Below are 19,429 nucleotides of genomic sequence, written 5' to 3'. Positions count from 1 at the left end.
GGCTGCGCGCGGCCAAAGGCGTGTGCCGCGTTGCTTGCAAGGTGCTTAAACACTATAATCGCGCCAAACGAAAGCGGGATTGGCCGATGGGTCCGTCCCGTTTTTTCACGTATGGACCAAAGGTGCCTGCGGGCATTGCGGTCCGACTCGATCCCGAATTCCGTCCGTTTCCAGGAGTATCTCGTGACTGCTTTCCCGCCCGCTCTTCTCGCGCTTGCCGACGGGACGGTTTTTCACGGCAAGGGCATCGGTGCGGCTGGCAGCACGGTCGGCGAGGTGGTGTTCAACACCGCCATGTCGGGCTATCAGGAAATCCTGACCGACCCCAGCTATTGCCGCCAGATCGTTACGCTGACCTATCCGCACATCGGCAACACCGGTGTAAACCGTGAAGATGTGGAAGCTGGCCGGGTGCATGCCGCGGGCCTGGTGATCCGCGATTTGCCCGTTTTGCCGTCAAATTTCCGCATGGAGCACACGCTCGATGCCTATCTCAAGGCTGAGAATGTGGTGGCCATTGCCGGCATCGATACCCGTAAGCTGACCCGGCTGCTGCGTGAAAAAGGTGCGCAAGCCGGCTGTATCGTTACCGCCAGGGCTGGTGAGACGCTCGATGCCGGCGCGGCGGTGGCCCAAGCCCGTGCTTTTCCCGGCCTGGCCGGCATGGATCTCGCCAAGGTGGTGAGCGCGCCGGCGGCTTTTGCCTGGACAGAGGGCGAATGGGTGCTGGGCAAGGGCTATCCGTCACAAACCGAAAGCCGGTTCCATGTGGTGGCCTACGACTTCGGGGTCAAGCGCAACATTCTGCGCATGCTCTCCAGCCGCGGTTGCCGGCTGACCGTAGTGCCGGCGCAAACCCCTGCCAAGGATGTGTTGGCCATGAAGCCGGACGGCGTGTTTTTGTCCAACGGCCCGGGCGATCCGCAGCCTTGCGACTATGCGATCGCTGCCATCGGCGAGATTCTCGATGCGCGTGTGCCGACTTTCGGCATCTGTTTGGGGCATCAGCTACTGGCGCTGGCCTCGGGCGCGAAAACCGTGAAAATGAAGTTCGGTCACCATGGCGCCAACCATCCGGTCAAGGATTTGGACAGCGGTCAGGTGCTGATCACCAGCCAGAATCACGGCTTTGCGGTAGACCCGGCCACCATGCCCAACACCTTGCGGACCACCCATGTGTCCTTGTTCGATGGCTCCAACCAGGGGATCGCCCGCACCGATGTGCCGGCCTTTTCCTTTCAAGGACATCCAGAAGCCAGTCCCGGCCCGCATGACGTGTCCTATCTTTTCGACCGCTTCGTACAACTGATGCAAGCGGCCAAATGAGGCTGCATCCCGGCGGGCGAACGTCCGCCGTCACCGATTCGAGAATACGGTAATGCCCAAGCGTACAGACATTCAGTCCATCCTGATCATCGGCGCCGGCCCAATCGTCATTGGCCAGGCCTGCGAGTTCGATTACTCCGGCGCCCAGGCCTGCAAGGCGCTGCGCGAGGAGGGCTATAAGGTCATCCTGGTCAATTCCAATCCGGCCACCATCATGACCGATCCGGACACCGCGGATGTGACCTATATCGAGCCGATTACTTGGCAGGTGGTCGAGCGCATCATCGAAAAAGAGCGTCCTGACGCCATTCTGCCCACCATGGGCGGTCAAACGGCGCTCAACTGCGCGCTCGATCTGGCCCGCAACGGCGTGCTGGCCAAGTATGGGGTCGAGCTGATCGGCGCCTCGGAAGAGGCCATCGACAAGGCCGAAGACCGCCTCAAGTTCAAAGAGGCGATGACCAAGATCGGCCTTGGTTCGGCGCGATCGGGTATTGCCCACAGCATGGAAGAGGCGTTGCAGGTTCAGGGCGGCATCGGTTTTCCGGTGATCATCCGCCCGAGTTTCACGCTCGGCGGCTCCGGCGGCGGCATTGCCTACAACATGGAAGAGTTCCATGAAATCTGCAAGCGCGGTCTCGAAGCCAGCCCGACCAACGAGCTGCTGATCGAAGAGTCACTGTTGGGCTGGAAGGAATACGAGATGGAGGTCGTGCGCGACCGCGCCGACAACTGCATCATCGTGTGTTCGATCGAAAACCTCGATCCGATGGGCGTGCACACCGGCGATTCGATCACCGTTGCGCCGGCGCAGACGCTTACCGACAAGGAATACCAGATCATGCGCAATGCCTCGATTGCGGTGCTGCGCGAGATCGGGGTGGATACCGGTGGCTCGAACGTGCAGTTTGCGATCAACCCCAAGGACGGGCGCATGATCGTCATCGAGATGAACCCACGGGTGTCGCGTTCCTCGGCGCTGGCCTCCAAGGCCACGGGTTTTCCGATCGCCAAGGTCGCGGCCAAGCTGGCGGTGGGCTACACGCTCGACGAGCTCAAGAACGACATCACCGGCGGCGCGACACCGGCCTCGTTCGAACCTTCGATCGACTATGTCGTCACCAAGATTCCGCGCTTTGCCTTCGAAAAATTCCCGCAGGCCAACGATCGTCTGACTACGCAGATGAAATCGGTGGGCGAGGTGATGGCCATCGGGCGCAGTTTCCAGGAGTCCTTCCAAAAGGCCCTGCGCGGGCTGGAGGTGGGCGCTTACGGCCTGGATGAGGTCGAAACCGACCGCGAGGATTTGGAGTACGAGCTGATCAATCCGGGCGCGCAACGTATCTGGTATGTCGGCCAAGCGTTTCGCGAAGGCTACACCTTGGATCAGGTGTTCGCCCTGACCAAGATCGACCCCTGGTTCCTGGCGCAGATCGAGGACTTGGTATTGACCGAAAAAGCGCTCACTGGCCGCTCCCTGAAGGCGATTCAAGCGGCCGAGCTGCGCGCGCTCAAGCAAAAAGGGTTCTCCGACCGGCGCTTGGCCAAGCTGCTGGGCACCGATGAAACCGCGGTGCGCCTGCATCGCCACACCTTGGGCGTGCGCCCGGTGTTCAAGCGTGTGGATACCTGCGCGGCCGAATTCGCCACGTCCACCGCCTACATGTATTCCACTTACGAAGAGGAATGCGAGGCGCGCCCCACCGACAAGAAAAAAATCATGGTGCTGGGCGGCGGCCCGAACCGTATCGGCCAGGGCATCGAGTTCGATTACTGCTGCGTGCACGCAGCGTTGGCACTGCGCGAGGACGGGTACGAGACCATCATGGTCAACTGCAACCCGGAAACCGTGTCTACCGACTACGACACCTCCGATCGCCTGTATTTCGAGCCGATCACGCTGGAAGATTTGCTGGAAATCGTCCATGTCGAGCGCCCTGTTGGGGTTATCGTGCAGTTTGGCGGGCAGACTCCGCTCAAGCGTGCGCGTGCGCTGGAACAAAACGGCGTGCCGATCATCGGCACCAGTCCGGACATGATCGACGCCGCGGAAGACCGCGAGCGTTTCCAGAAACTGCTCAACGACCTCGGTCTCAAGCAGCCACCGAACCGCACCGCGCGAACCCCGGAAGAAGCGGTGCGCCTGGCGGCCGAAATCGGCTATCCGCTGGTGGTGCGGCCCAGCTATGTGCTGGGCGGACGGGCAATGGAGATCGTGCATGAGCAAAAGGACCTGGAGCGCTACATGCGTGAAGCGGTCAAGGTCTCCAATGAGTCGCCGGTACTGCTGGACCGCTTCCTCAACGATGCCACCGAGGTGGACGTGGATGCGTTGTCCGACGGCCAGCAGGTGATCATCGGCGGCATCATGGAACATATTGAACAGGCCGGTGTGCACTCGGGCGACTCCGCCTGCTCGCTGCCGCCCTACACCCTGTCGGCCGCTCTACAGGACGAGTTGCGCCGTCAAACCGAGGCGATGGTGCGCGCACTCAATGTGGTCGGCCTGATGAACGTGCAGTTTGCCATCCAGGGCGAAGGCGACAACGCCGTGGTGTACGTGCTGGAAGTCAATCCGCGCGCATCGCGTACCGTGCCCTTCGTCTCCAAAGCCTGCTCGCTGCCGCTGGCCAAGATCGCCGCGCGCTGCATGGCGGGCCAGAGCCTGGCCAGTCAGGGGGTGACAGGCGAGATCGTGCCGCCCTACTACTCGGTCAAAGAAGCAGTATTTCCGTTCGTGAAGTTCCCGGGTGTAGACACCATTCTCGGACCCGAGATGAAGTCCACCGGCGAGGTCATGGGCGTGGGCCGCAGTTTTGCCGAAGCCTTCGTCAAGAGCCAAATTGCCGCCAGTGTGCGCCTTCCGGAGGCCGGCCTGGTGTTCATCAGCGTCAAGCCCACTGACCGTCCGGCCGCAGTCGAGGTAGCGCGCGAGCTGCATGAGCTGGGTTTTCGCCTGGTTGCCACCCGAGGCACCGCCGGTGCGATCGAGGCCGCCGGTATTCCAGTGGCGGTGGTCAATAAAGTGACCGAAGGCCGCCCGCACATCGTGGACATGATCAAAAACGATGAGATCTGCCTGGTGATCAACACCGTAGAGGAAAAGCGCCAGGCAATCGCCGATTCGCGCTCCATTCGTACCAGCGCGCTGGCTGCCAAGGTGACGGTCTATACCACCATCGAAGGCGCGCGCGCGGCCTGCATGGGGATGCGTCATTTGGCCGGCCTGGAAGTCTATTCCGTGCAATCTTTGCACGCCGAACTGAAGCGAAACCGATGAACAAGACGCCATTGACCGTCGCCGGCGCCGAAATGTTGCGCGCCGAGCTGCACCGTCTGAAAACTGTCGAACGTCCCAACGTCATCGCGGCGATTGCCGAGGCGCGCTCGCATGGCGATTTGTCCGAAAACGCCGAGTACGAGGCTGCCAAGGACCGTCAGGGTTTTATCGAGGGCCGTATCATGGAGCTCGAAAGCAAGCTGGCCAGCGCGCAGATCATCGATCCCGCGCTGCTCGATGCCGACGGCCGTTGCGTGTTTGGCGCCACCGTGGAGTTGGAGGACATGGCCTCGGGACAGACCGTGACCTATCAGATCGTCGGCGACGACGAGGCCGACATCAAGCTCGGCAAAATCTCCATCAGTTCGCCGATCGCCCGAGCGCTGATCGGCAAATATGCCGGAGATATCGCCGAAGTACAGGCTCCCGGCGGTGTGCGCGAGTACGAAATCGTCGACGTGCGCTACGTCTGAGGCGGGATCGGTTGGGTGGTCATGCGTGCGCTGGCGGACTATCTGTTCGTTTTCGCGCTGACCCTGTGGGTAGGGGCGCTATGGGTGGTTGGCTATCTGGTTGCGCCAACGCTCTTTGCCGTCATCGAAGATCGCGCGCTGGCCGGCGAGGTGGCCGGCCGTTTGTTTGCCAGCGTGGGCTGGATGGGGCTGGCCTGTGGTGCTTACCTGCTGCTACACATGGCTTTTCGGCAGGGCTGGGAGGCGTTTCGTAACTGGGTGTTCTGGCTCATCGTGTTGATGCTGGTGGCCGGTCTCGCCATCCTTTTCGGGATTCAGCCGCTGATGGCGCAGCTCAAAGCGCAAGCTTGGCCGCGCGAAGTCATGGACAGCGCCTTGCGCGAACCCTTTGCCACCTGGCACGGCGTATCCAGCGTTCTGTACTTGCTGCAAAGCCTGGCTGGGCTGCTTTTGCTGCGTGCGCCGCGTCGGGTGCTGGGCTGAGCGCCTCTCATTTTTTACGGCTCGATGGCTCAGCGGCTATTTTGTGGCGGCCAGCGGTGCCTTCGCGGCTTTTGTGACGCTTGGCTTGCGCAGCCTGCGCCAGCGCGGCACGACGGGCAGCGGCCGCAAAGCTGGCCGCCGATTTTGCGGTCGACGGGCGCGCGGCGCGGTTGGTTTTGGTTGACGGCGCCGCGACGGCACGCTGTTCTTCGCGGCGCTCGCGCCACACGACAAGGATGTTGCCAATGTGTTGCACCGGTGCGGCATCGAGCGCAGCGCACAGTTCCTCTAAGAGCGCTTCGCGCTGACCGCGTTCGCTACCGTAGACCCGGATCTTGATTAGTTCATGGGCCTGCAGCGCACGTTCGATCTCGGCCAGCACCGCCGGGCTCAGACCGTTGGAAGCAATACTGGCCACTGGGTTGAGGTGGTGGGCGCGGGCGCGAAGCTCGCGACGCTGTGCGGGGGTGAGTTCGCTCATCTTCATCTGTATTCTCGATTCAGCCCGCCGGCGCGGCCGGCACTGGGTGCGGAATGATTCCGCATGGAAAAGGCAAAGCCCCCGCCGTTGCGGCCGAGGGCTTGTGTTATTGGCGAATTTTACTCCGAACCATTGCGATGAAGCGAACCAAAACCAGCAAAGCCTGGATGCAGGAGCATGTGAATGACACTTTCGTCCAACAGGCAAAAGCTCGCGGTTATCGCTCGCGGGCGGCGTTCAAGCTTGCCGAAATCGATGATCGTGACCGTCTATTGCGTCCCGGTGCGGTGGTGGTGGATCTTGGGGCTGCGCCAGGTTCCTGGAGCCAGGTCGCGGTCCAGCGTATTGGCGCGCGGGGGCGGGTTTTCGCGCTCGACCTGTTGCCCATCGAGCCGATTGCCGGTGTGGTGTTTGTGCAGGGCGATTTCACCGATCATGCGGTGGCGCAGCAATTCGAAGCCAGTTTGAACGGGGCGGCGGTCGACCTGGTGATGTCCGATATGGCGCCGAACATGTCGGGCGTGCCCACGGTGGACCAGGCGCGCTCGATTCACCTGTGTGAGTTGGCGTTGGATTTTGCCGTCCGGCATCTCAAGCCCGGCGGCCATTTTTTGGTAAAAGTGTTTCACGGCGAAGGCTTCGATGGCTTTCGCCGGCAGATGCAGGCGGCGTTTCGCACGGTTGAGGTGCGAAAACCGAAGGCCTCTCGCGATCGCAGCGCCGAGGTCTATCTGCTTGGCAACGCGCGCAAATAACGGATGTCGCGCGGGCGGGCGTGCGCGAGCGTAAAACACACGGCCATTGAGACGGTTGATCGCGTCGATTGGTTTGCCCGAGGGAACGTTCGCCACTAGAATGGGTCCATCTTGCGCTGGCCCCTGTCGGGCTTTCGAGGGAATACGTTGAACAATCTTTTCAAGAATCTTGCCATCTGGATGGTGATCGGCGTCGTGCTGATGACGGTCTTCAACCAGTTCAACGAGCGCCAGGTGTCGACGAACACCATGGAGTACTCGCAGTTCATGGAGGAGGCCAAAGCCGGCCGCATCTCCAAAGTGACCGTCGATGGCCGCACACTACGCGCGATCACCCATGACGGGCGGCCGCTCACGGTCTATACCCCGGGCGTGCAGGACATCTGGATGGTGTCCGATCTGATGCGCTATGGGGTCACGGTCAATGCCACCAAGCCGGAGGAAGAACAAAGCTTCCTGGCCAGCGTCTTCATCTCCTGGTTCCCGATGTTGCTTTTGATCGGCGTGTGGATTTTCTTCATGCGCCAAATGCAAGGCGGCGGCCGAGGCGGCGCGTTTTCTTTCGGCAAAAGTAAGGCGCGCATGTTGGACGAGTCCGCCAACTCGGTCACCTTTGCCGATGTCGCCGGCTGCGACGAAGCCAAGGAAGAAGTGTCCGAGCTGGTCGAGTTTCTGCGTGACCCGTCCAAATTCCAGAAGCTCGGCGGACGCATCCCGAAAGGTGTGCTGATGGTCGGTTCGCCGGGTACCGGCAAGACCTTGCTCGCCAAGGCAATCGCTGGCGAAGCCAAGGTGCCGTTCTTTTCGATTTCCGGTTCCGACTTCGTGGAAATGTTCGTCGGTGTCGGTGCGGCGCGGGTGCGCGACATGTTCGAGCAAGCCAAGAAGCACGCGCCGTGCATCATTTTCATCGATGAGATCGACGCGGTTGGCCGCCAACGTGGCGCCGGCCTGGGCGGCGGCAACGATGAGCGCGAGCAAACCCTCAACCAGTTGCTGGTGGAAATGGACGGCTTTGAGGGGGCGTCCGGGGTGATCGTCATCGCCGCGACCAACCGTCCGGATGTGCTCGACCCGGCTTTGCTGCGTCCGGGCCGTTTCGACCGCCAAGTCGTGGTGCCGCTGCCGGATATCCGCGGTCGTGAGCAGATTCTCAAGGTTCATATGCGCAAGGTGCCGATCGCTCCGGATGTCGATCCGCACGTGCTGGCGCGCGGCACACCGGGGTTTGCCGGTGCCGACCTGGCCAACTTGGTCAATGAGGCCGCGTTGTTTGCCGCCCGCGCCAACAAGCGCTTGGTGGATATGGACGATTTTGAGCGCGCCAAAGACAAGATCATGATGGGTGCCGAGCGCCGCTCGGTGGTCATGCCAGAAGAAGAGCGCCGCAACACCGCTTACCATGAGGCGGGACATGCGGTCGTGGCCAAACTGCTCGACAAGACCGATCCGGTTCACAAGGTCACCATCATCCCGCGCGGTCGCGCGTTGGGTGTGACCATGCAGCTGCCGGCCGAAGACCGTTACAGCCAGGACCGCGAGCGCTTGCTGCAGACGATTGCGGTGCTGTTCGGCGGACGGATCGCTGAAGAGGTGTTCATGAAGCAAATGACCACCGGGGCGTCCAACGATTTTCAGCGCGCCACCGATCTGGCCCGTCGCATGGTCACCCAGTGGGGCATGTCCGATACACTCGGACCCATGGTCTATGGTGAGGAGGAGGGTGAAATCTTCCTGGGTCGCCAGGTCACTACCCACCGTAATGTGTCTGAGAGCACCATGCAAAAGGTCGATGCCGAAATCCGTCGCATCATCGACCAGCAGTACAGCCTGGCGCGGCAGCTGATTGAGACCCATCGCGATAAGGTCGAAGCCATGGCGCGTGCGCTGCTTGAATGGGAGACGTTGGACGCCGACCAAATCAACGACATCATGGCCGGCAAACCGCCCCGCCCGCCCAAGCCAGCTTCGGCGCCGGTCAAGCCGTCGTCCGATGACGGCAGCACCGGTCAGCAACCCAACGCGCCGGCACCTGCGGCCTGATTCGGGGCGTATATCGCTTTGGCGCGCGGGCCGGCTGTTAGCCGGCCCGTTTTATTTCCGAGGACTTCGATGAGCATACTGCGCTGTGGTCGCTTTGAACTGGATCTTTCCCGTCCGCGGGTCATGGCGATCATCAACCTTACCCCGGATTCATTCTCCGGCGACGGGGTGGGCGGTGAAGTGTCGGCAGCGCTGGCGCGCGCAAAAGCTGCATTGGAAGCCGGGGCAGACATACTGGACTTGGGGGCAGAGTCCACCCGCCCGGGGGCAGAGCCGGTGCCCGAGGCGGTGGAGATCGCCCGGATCGTGCCGGTGGTGCGTGCGCTGGCCGATTGGCGGGTGCCGCTTTCGGTCGATACCATGAAGCCGGCGGTCATGCGCGCCGCGCTGGAAGCCGGGGCGGATCTGATCAATGACGTCAATGGTTTTCGCGCGCCCGGTGCAGTGCAGGCAGTGTGTGACAGCGATGCGGCGTTGTGCGTGATGCACATGCAAGGCGAGCCGCGCACCATGCAAATCGAACCGCGCTATGTGGATGTTGTGGGCGAAGTGGCCGCATTCCTGGATGAGCGGGTGTCGGCCCTATGCGCCGCAGGGGTGGCGCGTGAGCGCATTGTGCTGGATCCAGGTTTTGGCTTTGGTAAAACGCTGGATCACAATCTGGCGCTTTTGACCCACCTCGACCGCCTGTGTGCGGCCGGTTTGCCGATTCTGGTGGGGGTGTCGCGCAAGTCCATGCTCGGTGCCATCACCGGCCGGCCGGTGGGCCAGCGGCTTGGATCCAGTGTGGCCGCCGCACTGTTAGCGGTGCAGCGGGGTGCGCACATTGTGCGGGTGCACGATGTGGCCGATACCGTCGATGCGCTCAAAGTGCTGGCCGCATTGCAGTCGACCGTCTGAGTCGGCACCGTTATCCGTCGAAAACTTGCCGACGCCAGGCTGTGCCGCGGGATCGGCACTGCCATCTGGGCTTGGCTTGCTGCGATAATCCTGACTTTGCGCCGATTGGGAAAGGGAGTCAGGATGGGACGCCAGTATTTTGGCACCGATGGGGTGCGCGGCCGGGTCGGAGAGGCGCCGATTACGCCCGATTTCGTCATGCGTTTGGGCTATGCGGCCGGTGTTACGCTGGTGGCGCGCGAGCATCTACCGCATGGCGAGCGGCCGGCCGTGCTGATCGGCAAAGACACACGCATTTCCGGTTATATGCTGGAAGCGGCGCTGGAGGCCGGCTTTGCCGCGGCAGGTGTGGATGTCATGCTGGCCGGCCCGGTGCCCACTCCGGCGGTAGCTTACCTGACCCGTGCGCTGCGGCTGCAAGCCGGTGTGGTGATCTCGGCCTCGCACAATCCGTACTTTGACAACGGCATCAAGTTTTTTTCCGCCAACGGCGCCAAACTGCCGGATGCGGTCGAGACGGAAATCGAAACCCGTCTGGCGCAGCCAATGGGGTGTGCAGACTCGGCGCGCCTGGGTAAGGCGCGGCGCATCGATGATGCCGCCGGACGCTACATCGAATTCTGTAAGAGCACCTTCCCCAATGAGCTGGATTTGCGTGGTCTGCGCATTGCGCTCGATTGCGCACATGGTGCGGCTTATCACATTGCTCCGGCGGTGTTTCATGAATTGGGCGCCGAGGTGGTTCCGGTGGGGGTGGAACCCAATGGGCTGAATATCAACGACGGTGTCGGGGCCACGCGCCCGGAGCATCTGCGCAAGACCGTGCTGGCCGAAGGCGCCGATCTTGGCCTTGCGCTCGACGGCGATGGCGATCGCCTGATCATGGTCGACCGCAACGGTGAAATCTACGATGGCGACAAGCTGCTCTATGTCATTGCCGGAGCGCGCCGGACCGAGGGCAGGGTGGATGGCGTGGTCGGCACGTTGATGAGCAATCTGGGGCTGGAACACGCTCTTGGGCGGCTGGGCGTGCCTTTTGCGCGTGCCAAAGTGGGCGATCGTTACGTGCTGGAACAATTGCATGAGCGCGGCTGGAAGCTAGGCGGGGAGAATTCCGGCCACATCATTTGTCTGGATCGTCATACCACTGGCGATGGCATCGTCTCCGCACTGCAGGTGCTGGCTGCGTTGCGAAAAGGCGGGTGTTCGCTGGCCGAGGCGTGCGCAGACCTGGTGTTCTATCCCCAGCGGCTGATCAACGTTCCCTTGTCGTCCGGCTTTGATTGGCAGGCCGACCGCGGTATCGCTGCCGCACGCGAGGCTGCCGAGGCCGAACTGGGCGACGCCGGTCGGGTTCTGCTGCGCCCGTCGGGTACCGAGCCCTTGTTGCGGGTCATGGTGGAAGGTCGGAATGGCGAGCAGGTCGAGCGCCTGGCCAATGCGATCGCCAGCGCGGTGCGTGAAGCCGTGGAGTAAGCAGTATCCAGGGCGGGTGCGTCAGTGCAGGGCTGTCTGCAACCTTTCTGACATGTTTCGTGACGTTTAACAGAATTGTCATCATAGCTGGGGATAATCCATTACGTTCCCGTTGCGGCGGGAGCTCACCCGAAATCGGGAAAGCTGAATTCACGACACTGGAGAATCCCTACATGTTCAAGAAAAGCTTCATTGCGACCGCCGTCGTGGCCATGACTGCCTCGTTTGCAGCGCAGGCGGAGGTGCAGGTCGATCCGGCGCTGCCGTCTTACAAGCCGGTGAGCGGTGTATCGGGTAGTTTGAAGTCCATCGGTTCCGATACTTTGAACAATCTGATGACGTTGTGGGCAGAAGGCTTCAACGCTATGTACCCCAACGTCAAAATCGAGATCGAAGGCAAGGGTTCCAGCACTGCGCCTCCGGCGTTGATTGCCGGTACCGCGCAATTCGGTCCGATGTCGCGTCCGATGAAATCCAAGGAAATCGACGATTTCGAGAAAAAATATGGCTACAAGCCGTCTGCCGTGCGTTCGGCGATCGACGCGCTGGCGGTGTACGTGCACAAAGACAACCCAATCGAATGCCTGACTCTGCAGCAGGTCGATGCGATCTTCTCCAAAACCCGCAAAGGCGGTTTGGACAAAGACATCAAAACCTGGGGGGATGTCGGGCTGACAGGTGCTTGGGCTTCGCGTCCGATTTCGCTGTATGGCCGCAACTCCGCCTCTGGCACTTATGGCTATTTCAAGGAAGTGGCGTTGTTCGATGGAGACTATAAGGACAGCGTGAAGGAACAGCCGGGTTCATCCACCGTGGTGCAAGGCGTGGCTTCCGACATTGGCGGTATCGGTTACTCTGGCGTGGGCTATAAGACCGCTGATGTCAAGGCGGTGAAACTGGCCAGCGGTCCGGGTAAGACCTGCTATGCGCCGACGGCTGAAAACGCCGCTGGCGGTGATTATCCGATCTCCCGTTTTCTCTACGTCTACGTCAATAAAAATCCCAACCAGCCGCTCGATCCGCTGCGCGGCGAGTTCATCCGCTTCATTTACTCCAAGCAAGGTCAAGAAGCGGTGCTCAAAGATGGATACTTCCCGGTCGTCAAGGCACTTGCCGACGAAGATCTGAAGCTCTTTGGCTTAGCCAAGTAAGCCGGGTATCGCATCGCCAGGCGGGCACGGGGCTTTCCGTGTCCGCCATTTGTTCGACAGCATCCGTGGAAGCGTCTCATGACTGACACTTCGGTCAGCCAGCCGGCAAACGGTCCCGGCGGCTATAAGCGGCTTTTGCCGGTGGGCAGGGCTACCCGTAAATCGGTGTTGCTTGCCGACCGCTTTGCCGATGTTTCGATCACCGTCGGTGGCTTGATGGTCATTTTGGCCGTGTTTGCCATTTTGTTATTCCTTGCCAAAGAAGCCGCACCGTTGTTCATGGGCGGTGAATTGCGCAAGCAAGAGGCTTACGATCTGCCTCCGATGGCGGACTTGATCTGGACCAATGCCGACGAGTACCAAACAATGGGTGTGCGCATTGGGGCCAGTGGTCGGATCGAGACCTTTCACATTGAAACCGGTCGCCGCTTGGCCGGGACTGAACTCGATTTTGGCGGCGATACCGCAACCGCGGTGGGCGCTACCATCAATCGCAGCGATATGGTGTTCGGTTTTTCCGACGGTAGCGTGCGTTTTGCCCACATCGGGCTTGAATCGCAGGTGTTGCGGCGCGAGGATATGCCCATTGGGCTGGAACGTTTGACAGAACATGACTTTACAGACGGCACGGCCGTCTTTCGCCTCATCCCGGGCGATCAGGTGCGACGCATCGCTCTAAGGGCCGAAGTCAAACCGCCAGAGCAGATCGCTCCGGAAGGAACGCCCATCAAAGCGATGGCTTTTGCCTTGGGGGGTACCGTCGAACGTCCGACCCGTTCCTTTGTCACCTTCGACGCTCAAGGGATCGGTCGTTTGACGCGCTCGGAAACGCGCATCAATTTGATGACGCGGGCAGAGCGGGTTGAAACCATGTCGGTTGAACTGCCCGCATTGCCGACGGGAACTCACATTGCAAAGGTGCTGCTGTCCTCACAAGCCGACCAAGTGTACGTGGGTACGGCCGAAGGCGAGGTATTCCGCTTCGACACCCGCGACTTTGCAGCACCCCGCCTGGCGGAGACGGCGCGGCTGACTTCGCCGGGCGTTGGCCTGGGCGTGCTTGGATTTTTGATCGGCGACCAAAGTATCGTGGTCGGCGGTCAGGATGGCTCGCTCAAAATCTTTTTCCGCCTTCAGGTCGAAGGTGCAGAGACCACCGACGGCTACAGGATGGTGCTTGCCCGTGAGCTGGAGCCTCAGCCGGCAGCCATCGTAGCGTACGATGTTTCTCAGCGGCGCAAGACTTTGATGACGCTGGATGCTGCCGGCAATCTTTGGTTCCGTCATGCGACCAGTGAGCAGGTATTGCTACGTTTAATCCAGCAGCACGAAAGCGATAGCGGCGGTGAAATGGTCATGCTGATGCCGCGCGACGATGGCGCGGTGGTCACCAATCGGGCCGGCAAGGTCGATTACTGGCGTTATGCCGTGCCACATCCGGAAACCACCGTAAAAGCCATCTTTGGCAAACTTTGGTACGAGGGCTATCCGGAGCCAAGCTACACTTGGCAGTCTTCTTCCGGCACCGACTTGTTTGAACCCAAGTTCTCTCTGGTGCCGCTGATTTTCGGCACACTCAAGGCGACCGTTTATTCGCTGCTCTTTGCCTTGCCGATTGCGCTGTTGGCGGCCATTTATACCTCCGAGTTCGTGCATCGCCGGGTGCGCGCCACGGTCAAGCCGGTGATGGAGATGATGGAGTCGCTGCCCACCGTGGTACTGGGCTTTATTGCCGCGCTGATTCTCGCGCCGCTGGTCGAGAGCTGGATTGCCGCCGTGGTGCTCGGCTTTGTCGCGCTGCCGTTTGGTTTGATGCTGGCCGCCTATATCTGGCAGGTGCTGCCGCCGCAACTGGCGCTCAAGCTCAACGGCCTGCCCAAGTTTGCCTTCATGTTCGCGGTGGTCGGGATCTCCGCGTGGGTGGCTTACCGGCTGGGCCCGTGGTTTGAGCAGACTTTTTTCTATGGCGACTTCAAAGCCTGGGTCAATCGGGACGTGGGCACCGGCACGCCCTTCATGGGGCTGTTGTTGTGGCCTCTGTCTTTCGTTGCGGTCAGTATGCTTTTCAACCGTACCGTGGGCACCGCTTTCCGTCTGCACCTGCGTGGTTTGAACCGCCAGCAGGCCGGGGTCTTTGACGGTCTGCGCTGGATTGCCTTGGTGGTCGCGTCGCTACTGCTGTCTTTTGGCGCTGCCATGCTGCTAACCCGGATCGGCTTCGATCCGCGTGGCGGCGTGGTCGATACCTATGTCCAGCGTAACGCCCTGGTCGTGGGCATGGTGATGGGTTTTGCGATCATCCCCAATATCTACACCTTGGCCGAGGATGCGCTCAATTCGGTGCCGTCGCAATTGCGTGCAGCCAGCCTGGCCGCCGGTGCCACCCCCTGGCAAACCGCCATCTGGGTGGTGTTGCCCACTGCGTTGTCCGGTGTGTTTGCCGCCTGCATGATCGGCATGGGCCGTGCGGTGGGCGAGACGATGATCGTGGTCATGGCCGCGGGCAACACACCGGTGCTGGACTGGAACATTTTCAACGGCCTGCGCACGCTGTCGGCCAATATTGCGGTGGAGCTGCCCGAAGCGGTCATCGGCGGCACCTTGTACCGCATGTTGTTCCTGGCTGCGCTGACGCTTTTCATCATGACCTTCGTGATCAACACCATTGCCGAGGTCATCCGTCAGCGTTTCCGCAAGCGCGCTTTCCAGCTTTGAGCGGATACAAGGGTAGATGATGACCACGCAAGCGATAGATAAGGCTCAAACGATGGGCACGCAAACGCAAGCAAAGTCGGTGCGCCGCTATACGGCGGACCTTTCCGCAGTCGGCGAACCCGCTTTGTGGGGATTTGGCGGCGCACTGGCCTTGGGGCTCATTCTGATCTGCGGTTTCTTGTTGATGATTTTCTGGAACGGCATCACCACCTTTTGGCCCAAGCCGATCGAGGTGGTGACCCTGACCAATGGCAATACGGTCGCAGGCGAGCCTTCGCGGCGAAATCTGTATCGTCCGGAAGCTGCGGTGCTGCAACGCCTGCCAGATCCGGTGCGCCAACAAATTGCTGCGGACGATGGCTATGCCGAACGCACGCTGTATCGTGTTGGCAACTACGATCTTTATAACGAAGACTTCCGCTGGGTCAATGACTTCGATGTGCAGAAAGTCGAACGCCCGAAGGATTTTTATTTCTTCGAGCGTCAGGAGTGGGGGGCTTTTATTGGCCGTATCCGCACGGTGGTGATCGATGAGGTCGAACATAACGCTGCCGACCTGGGTCTGGATCGCATCGTTGCCGAGCAGCGCGCCGCGCGCGAACGCTTCGAGGCCATCCGCAAGATCGAGCGTGAGGACATCGGCAAGGTCAACTACCTGCTCAATGAAGAACGCCTGGCCTTACGCCGCATCGAGCTGCGTCATGGCGCCGACAGCCCACAATACCGTGAAGCCAAGGCCGCCAACGATGCCCGCCAAGTCGAATTGCAACGCGAGTTCGCGCGCCTGCAAGGCTTGTCCGAAGACATCAAGAGCAAAGACCGGCGTTATCGCGTGGTGCTGGAGGAAGTGGGCGGGGCCACCAAGACGCTGCCGCTTTCGCAGATCGTGCGATTCTATCCGGCCAATGATTTGTCTTTGATCGACAAAATCGGCATCTATTTTTCCCGCTGGGGGGAGTTCCTGACCTCCGAGCCGCGTGAAGCCAATACCGAAGGCGGTATCCTGCCGGCGATTTTCGGTACCGTGGTGATGACCTTGCTGATGGTCATCGTGGTCGCGCCGTTTGGCGTCATCACCGCGCTTTATCTGCGCGAATACGCCAAACAGGGCAAGTTGGTTGCCACCGTGCGTATTGCGGTGAATAACCTGGCGGGGGTGCCTTCGATTGTTTACGGCGTGTTTGGCGTCGGCTTTTTTGCATACACCCTGGGTGGGTCGATCGACGCGATTTTCTACCCCGAGCGGCTGCCCAATCCGACATTCGGCACCGGCGGCATTTTGTGGTCGGCGCTCACCTTGGCGCTTCTGACCGTGCCGGTGGTGATCGTTGCCGCCGAAGAGGCGTTATCCGCGGTACCACGCTCGATCCGCGAAGGTTCGCTTGCCTGTGGCGCGTCCAAATGGCAAACCATCCGCTCGGTAGTGCTGCCGCATGCCATGCCCGGCATCATGACCGGGTTGATTTTGGCGATGGCGCGCGGCGCGGGTGAGGTGGCACCGCTGATGCTGGTCGGTGTGGTCAAGCTGGCTCCGGAACTGCCGATCGACGGCTTTTTCCCCTACATTCACCTGGAGCGCAGCTTCATGCACCTGGGGTTTCATATTTTCGATGTGGGCTTTCAGTCGCGCAACTCAGAGGCAGGCAAGCCAATGGTGTTCGTCACCACCTTGCTGCTGCTTGCGCTGATCGTGCTGATGAACTCGTCCGCTATCTATATTCGTAACCGACTGAAAAAGAAATTCCTCGGCAGCCAGTTCTGAGATTCAGGAGTCGATAAAGACATGAGCACCGCAACCATGGAAGCCCCAGCGAGCAACGCTCACCCGCAGACCGTTTATCACGTCACCGAATCACCCCAAGGGGCGGCGATCACCATTCGTAACTTCAATTTGTTCTATGGCGAGGCACAAGCGCTTTTTGACGTGAATATGGCGGTGCAGCGGGGGATGGTGACTGCGCTGATCGGCCCGTCCGGGTGCGGCAAGTCTACGTTGTTGCGTTCGCTCAACCGCATGAATGACCTCATCGATAATCTTCGGGTCAAGGGTGAGGTACGGGTCAACGACCAAGACATCTACGCGCCGGGCGTGGACGTGATTGCCTTGCGCAAACGCATGGGCATGGTGTTCCAGAAGCCCAATCCTTTCCCCAAGTCGATTTACGAGAACGTGGTGTTTCCGCTGCGGGTGGAAGGCATTACCGACAAAGTGATGTTGGATGAAGCCTGCGAGCGCGCGCTCAAGGGCGCAGCGCTATGGAACGAGGTCAAAGACCGACTGCAAGAGAGCGCACTGGGACTTTCAGGCGGTCAGCAGCAGCGCTTATGCATTGCCCGCGCCATTGCCGCAGAGCCGGAAATCTTGTTGATGGACGAGCCCTGCTCGGTGCTCGACCCGATTGCTACCGCCAAGGTCGAAGAATTGATCCACGATCTGCGGGGTCAATTCACCATCGTTATTGTCACCCATTCGATGCAGCAGGCAGCACGGGTATCGGAAAATACCGCGTTCATGTATCTGGGCAAGCTCATCGAATACGGCGCCACCAACACAGTGTTTACCAACCCGCTCGATGGTCGCACCGAGGACTACATCACCGGGCGTTTCGGCTGAAGAGCGCTGGCGCGTTCCTTTGCCGTGTGCGGCCGCGCGTTCAGTCCTCGAAGCTGAAGGTCGAGAATGCGCGGCCCCATCCAGCTGGATGCGTTCTGAAGAAGCGATCTGGCCATCTCGCCGGTGTGAAATGGCTAAGCGGGCGGAAGCTGCAACTTTACGATCGTACCCGACATAGCGCGCATTGCCCGCCATCCTTTCACCGCGTGAGGCCACGGGGGGCAGGAATCAATGCCGCTGGGCTTTCGGGTATTTTTGCTTCACCATTTCACCAATCAACCTGATCACGTCACGGCTGCCATCTTCGGCACTGCGCATGGCCTGGACGATGGCGTCGAGTACCGCCGGTTCGCGCAGCCAGTCCAGCCGTGCGGCGGCCACCGCCCGGTGTACGCCCTCATGCACCTTGCGATGCGGATCTTTGAGCTGCGCATAAGCGGGCAGGTGCGAGAATGCCGCTTTGCCGTGTCCGGTGTCGTACCACTTGCCCAGCCGGCAATTGTGTTGATCCACCTTGACCGCTTCTGCTTCTTCGCCTTCGCCACCTTTTTCGACCGACACATAGGCGCGCTGCATGTAGATCACATGATCGAGTTTGGTCAATGACGCAAACGCCACATCCTTGGATTGCTCCAGCGCAGCCATGGTCTGCTGGGCGGATTGGGCTACCGCATCGAACTGGCTGGCAAAGTCGCCGACGCGCTGGCCAATGGCCTGCACTTGGCCGCCAAGCGCCTGGGTGTGCTCGACCATTGTGTCGACCCGCTCGGACAGGGTCGAGATGATGCTGCCAATTTCATTGGTGGCCACCCGGGTGCGTTCGGCGAGCTTGCGCACCTCGTCGGCCACGACTGCAAAACCCCGCCCCTGTTCGCCGGCGCGCGCCGCTTCGATGGCCGCATTGAGCGCCAACAGGTTGGTCTGCTCGGCAATCTCGGAAATCAGCCGCACGGTCTGCTGAATGGTTTGGGTCGCTTCGCCCAGCGCCTGGGCGGTCTGACCGGTTTCTTCCATGCGCTGCTGTATCGAGGAAAAATCGCTTGCCATGGTCCGCACCACGGCCTGGCTGTCCTGCGCGCCCTGATCGTTTCGGGCGGCCAGCGCCATGACATCGTCCATCGACTGCGAGACAGTGACCAGATCCTGCTGACTGCCGGCAAGATTGCCGAGCAAGCTGTTGCTGTTCAATTGGTGCAACTCGCTCAGCAGCCTGTTACGGCGGGAAAACTCGGCGGCGGCTCTCATAGCGTCAAGCGCTTGGTTGATGCCGCGCATCGAATGGGCTAACTCGCCCGGCATGCCTTGCACAAAGGCTCGACGGGTGAAGTCTTCGTGCGCGGCGCGCTTGAAGCAGGTGGACACGTCCTTGAAATACGCTTCGACGATGTCCAGAAAATCATTCAGCTCCCAGGCGACCTTGCCGAATTCGCCCAAACCTTTGGTGCGGGTGATGCGCATGCTGGTATGACCTTTCTTCGCCTCCCGCAGCGCTTCGCTGATACGCGCCAGGGTTTCGAACGGCGCGGCGGCCCAGCGATAGAGTCCCCAGCACAGCAAGGCAGTAACCACCGGGAGCACGACCAGCACGGGCAGCGGTTGCAGCCAGTATAGCCAGCCGACCAGCATCGCATTGATCAGCACGATTACGCTCAGACCCCAGCCCAGCCGCTGACGGACGAAGGGAATGCCATGGCTGGCAGCGCTGGTCGGTTTCGAGAATTCGGCAGACATG

At 60.8% G+C, this 19,429-nt stretch carries 14 protein-coding genes; 12 read left to right on the top strand and 2 right to left on the bottom strand.

Annotated features, from left to right (window positions below):
• Positions 1 to 183 precede the first annotated feature (183 nt).
• The 4 genes from carA to DIE29_RS10050 are packed head-to-tail and all read left to right on the top strand — an operon-like array spanning position 184 to position 5,562.
• The gene (gene carA / locus DIE29_RS10065) at positions 184 to 1,326 is read left to right on the top strand and encodes a glutamine-hydrolyzing carbamoyl-phosphate synthase small subunit (RefSeq protein WP_114649814.1); all 1,143 of its coding nucleotides are present in this window, start codon (positions 184 to 186) and stop codon (positions 1,324 to 1,326) included.
• Between the two features lie 52 nt (positions 1,327 to 1,378).
• Positions 1,379 to 4,606, top strand: coding sequence for a carbamoyl-phosphate synthase large subunit (carB, locus tag DIE29_RS10060; RefSeq protein WP_114649813.1), 3,228 nt, complete (start codon positions 1,379 to 1,381; stop codon positions 4,604 to 4,606).
• Positions 4,603 to 5,079: a transcription elongation factor GreA gene (gene greA, locus DIE29_RS10055; protein ID WP_102041226.1), complete on the top strand. Its 477-nt coding sequence runs from the start codon at positions 4,603 to 4,605 to the stop codon at positions 5,077 to 5,079. Before carB ends, greA begins: the two co-directional genes overlap by 4 nt.
• Positions 5,080 to 5,100: 21 nt before the next feature.
• On the top strand, positions 5,101 to 5,562 hold the full coding sequence (locus DIE29_RS10050) for a DUF4149 domain-containing protein (RefSeq protein ID WP_108079783.1): 462 nt from the start codon (positions 5,101 to 5,103) through the stop codon (positions 5,560 to 5,562).
• A gap of 7 nt (positions 5,563 to 5,569) precedes the next feature.
• Here the strand turns inward: DIE29_RS10050 and DIE29_RS10045 are convergent, their stop codons facing one another.
• Positions 5,570 to 6,043: a YhbY family RNA-binding protein gene (locus DIE29_RS10045; protein WP_108081026.1), complete on the bottom strand. Its 474-nt coding sequence runs from the start codon at positions 6,041 to 6,043 to the stop codon at positions 5,570 to 5,572.
• 137 nt (positions 6,044 to 6,180) lie between these two features.
• On the opposite strand from DIE29_RS10045, the gene rlmE reads away from it, so the two are divergent.
• The 8 genes from rlmE to pstB all read left to right on the top strand — a co-directional run bounded on the left by rlmE (position 6,181) and on the right by pstB (position 17,697).
• Positions 6,181 to 6,798, top strand: a complete 618-nt coding sequence (gene rlmE / locus DIE29_RS10040; RefSeq protein ID WP_108079784.1) for a 23S rRNA (uridine(2552)-2'-O)-methyltransferase RlmE — start codon at positions 6,181 to 6,183, stop codon at positions 6,796 to 6,798.
• 147 nt (positions 6,799 to 6,945) lie between these two features.
• The gene (ftsH, locus tag DIE29_RS10035) at positions 6,946 to 8,841 is read left to right on the top strand and encodes an ATP-dependent zinc metalloprotease FtsH (RefSeq protein WP_114649812.1); all 1,896 of its coding nucleotides are present in this window, start codon (positions 6,946 to 6,948) and stop codon (positions 8,839 to 8,841) included.
• A 69-nt stretch (positions 8,842 to 8,910) separates the two neighbouring features.
• The gene (folP, locus tag DIE29_RS10030) at positions 8,911 to 9,741 is read left to right on the top strand and encodes a dihydropteroate synthase (RefSeq protein ID WP_114649811.1); all 831 of its coding nucleotides are present in this window, start codon (positions 8,911 to 8,913) and stop codon (positions 9,739 to 9,741) included.
• A 123-nt stretch (positions 9,742 to 9,864) separates the two neighbouring features.
• Positions 9,865 to 11,217: a phosphoglucosamine mutase gene (gene glmM / locus DIE29_RS10025; protein ID WP_114649810.1), complete on the top strand. Its 1,353-nt coding sequence runs from the start codon at positions 9,865 to 9,867 to the stop codon at positions 11,215 to 11,217.
• A 59-nt stretch (positions 11,218 to 11,276) separates the two neighbouring features.
• Positions 11,277 to 12,368 (top strand): PstS family phosphate ABC transporter substrate-binding protein, encoded by a 1,092-nt coding sequence (locus DIE29_RS10020; protein WP_269467239.1) that lies wholly within the window; start codon positions 11,277 to 11,279, stop codon positions 12,366 to 12,368.
• Between the two features lie 78 nt (positions 12,369 to 12,446).
• On the top strand, positions 12,447 to 15,083 hold the full coding sequence (locus tag DIE29_RS10015; RefSeq protein WP_114649809.1) for an ABC transporter permease subunit: 2,637 nt from the start codon (positions 12,447 to 12,449) through the stop codon (positions 15,081 to 15,083).
• A 79-nt stretch (positions 15,084 to 15,162) separates the two neighbouring features.
• A complete protein-coding gene (pstA, locus tag DIE29_RS10010) occupies positions 15,163 to 16,845 on the top strand; it encodes a phosphate ABC transporter permease PstA (RefSeq protein WP_237269440.1) in 1,683 nt (560 codons plus the stop codon).
• Between the two features lie 21 nt (positions 16,846 to 16,866).
• The gene (pstB, locus tag DIE29_RS10005) at positions 16,867 to 17,697 is read left to right on the top strand and encodes a phosphate ABC transporter ATP-binding protein PstB (protein WP_114649807.1); all 831 of its coding nucleotides are present in this window, start codon (positions 16,867 to 16,869) and stop codon (positions 17,695 to 17,697) included.
• 228 nt (positions 17,698 to 17,925) lie between these two features.
• Here pstB and DIE29_RS14940 read toward each other — a convergent pair whose 3' ends face one another.
• Positions 17,926 to 19,428, bottom strand: coding sequence for a methyl-accepting chemotaxis protein (locus DIE29_RS14940; protein ID WP_114649806.1), 1,503 nt, complete (start codon positions 19,426 to 19,428; stop codon positions 17,926 to 17,928).
• Between the last annotated feature and the right edge of the window lies 1 nt (position 19,429).

The sequence above is a fragment of the Pseudothauera hydrothermalis genome, assembly GCF_003345255.1.
Taxonomy (GTDB): domain Bacteria; phylum Pseudomonadota; class Gammaproteobacteria; order Burkholderiales; family Rhodocyclaceae; genus Pseudothauera; species Pseudothauera hydrothermalis.
Note: the sequence above shows the minus strand (reverse complement) of the source record. Positions and strands in the feature narration are given on the sequence as shown.

Bases quoted from the DNA above. Each gene is read 5' to 3' on its own strand.
- glmM (WP_114649810.1), top strand. From the start codon at position 9,865: ATGGGACGCCAGTATTTTGGCACCGATGGGGTGCGCGGCCGGGTCGGA.
- DIE29_RS10050 (WP_108079783.1), top strand. From the start codon at position 5,101: ATGCGTGCGCTGGCGGACTATCTGTTCGTTTTCGCGCTGACCCTGTGG.
- folP (WP_114649811.1), top strand. From the start codon at position 8,911: ATGAGCATACTGCGCTGTGGTCGCTTTGAACTGGATCTTTCCCGTCCG.
- DIE29_RS10045 (WP_108081026.1), bottom strand. From the start codon at position 6,043: ATGAGCGAACTCACCCCCGCACAGCGTCGCGAGCTTCGCGCCCGCGCC.
- pstB (WP_114649807.1), top strand. From the start codon at position 16,867: ATGAGCACCGCAACCATGGAAGCCCCAGCGAGCAACGCTCACCCGCAG.
- DIE29_RS14940 (WP_114649806.1), bottom strand. From the start codon at position 19,428: ATGTCTGCCGAATTCTCGAAACCGACCAGCGCTGCCAGCCATGGCATT.
- rlmE (WP_108079784.1), top strand. From the start codon at position 6,181: ATGAAGCGAACCAAAACCAGCAAAGCCTGGATGCAGGAGCATGTGAAT.
- carB (WP_114649813.1), top strand. From the start codon at position 1,379: ATGCCCAAGCGTACAGACATTCAGTCCATCCTGATCATCGGCGCCGGC.
- DIE29_RS10015 (WP_114649809.1), top strand. From the start codon at position 12,447: ATGACTGACACTTCGGTCAGCCAGCCGGCAAACGGTCCCGGCGGCTAT.
- greA (WP_102041226.1), top strand. From the start codon at position 4,603: ATGAACAAGACGCCATTGACCGTCGCCGGCGCCGAAATGTTGCGCGCC.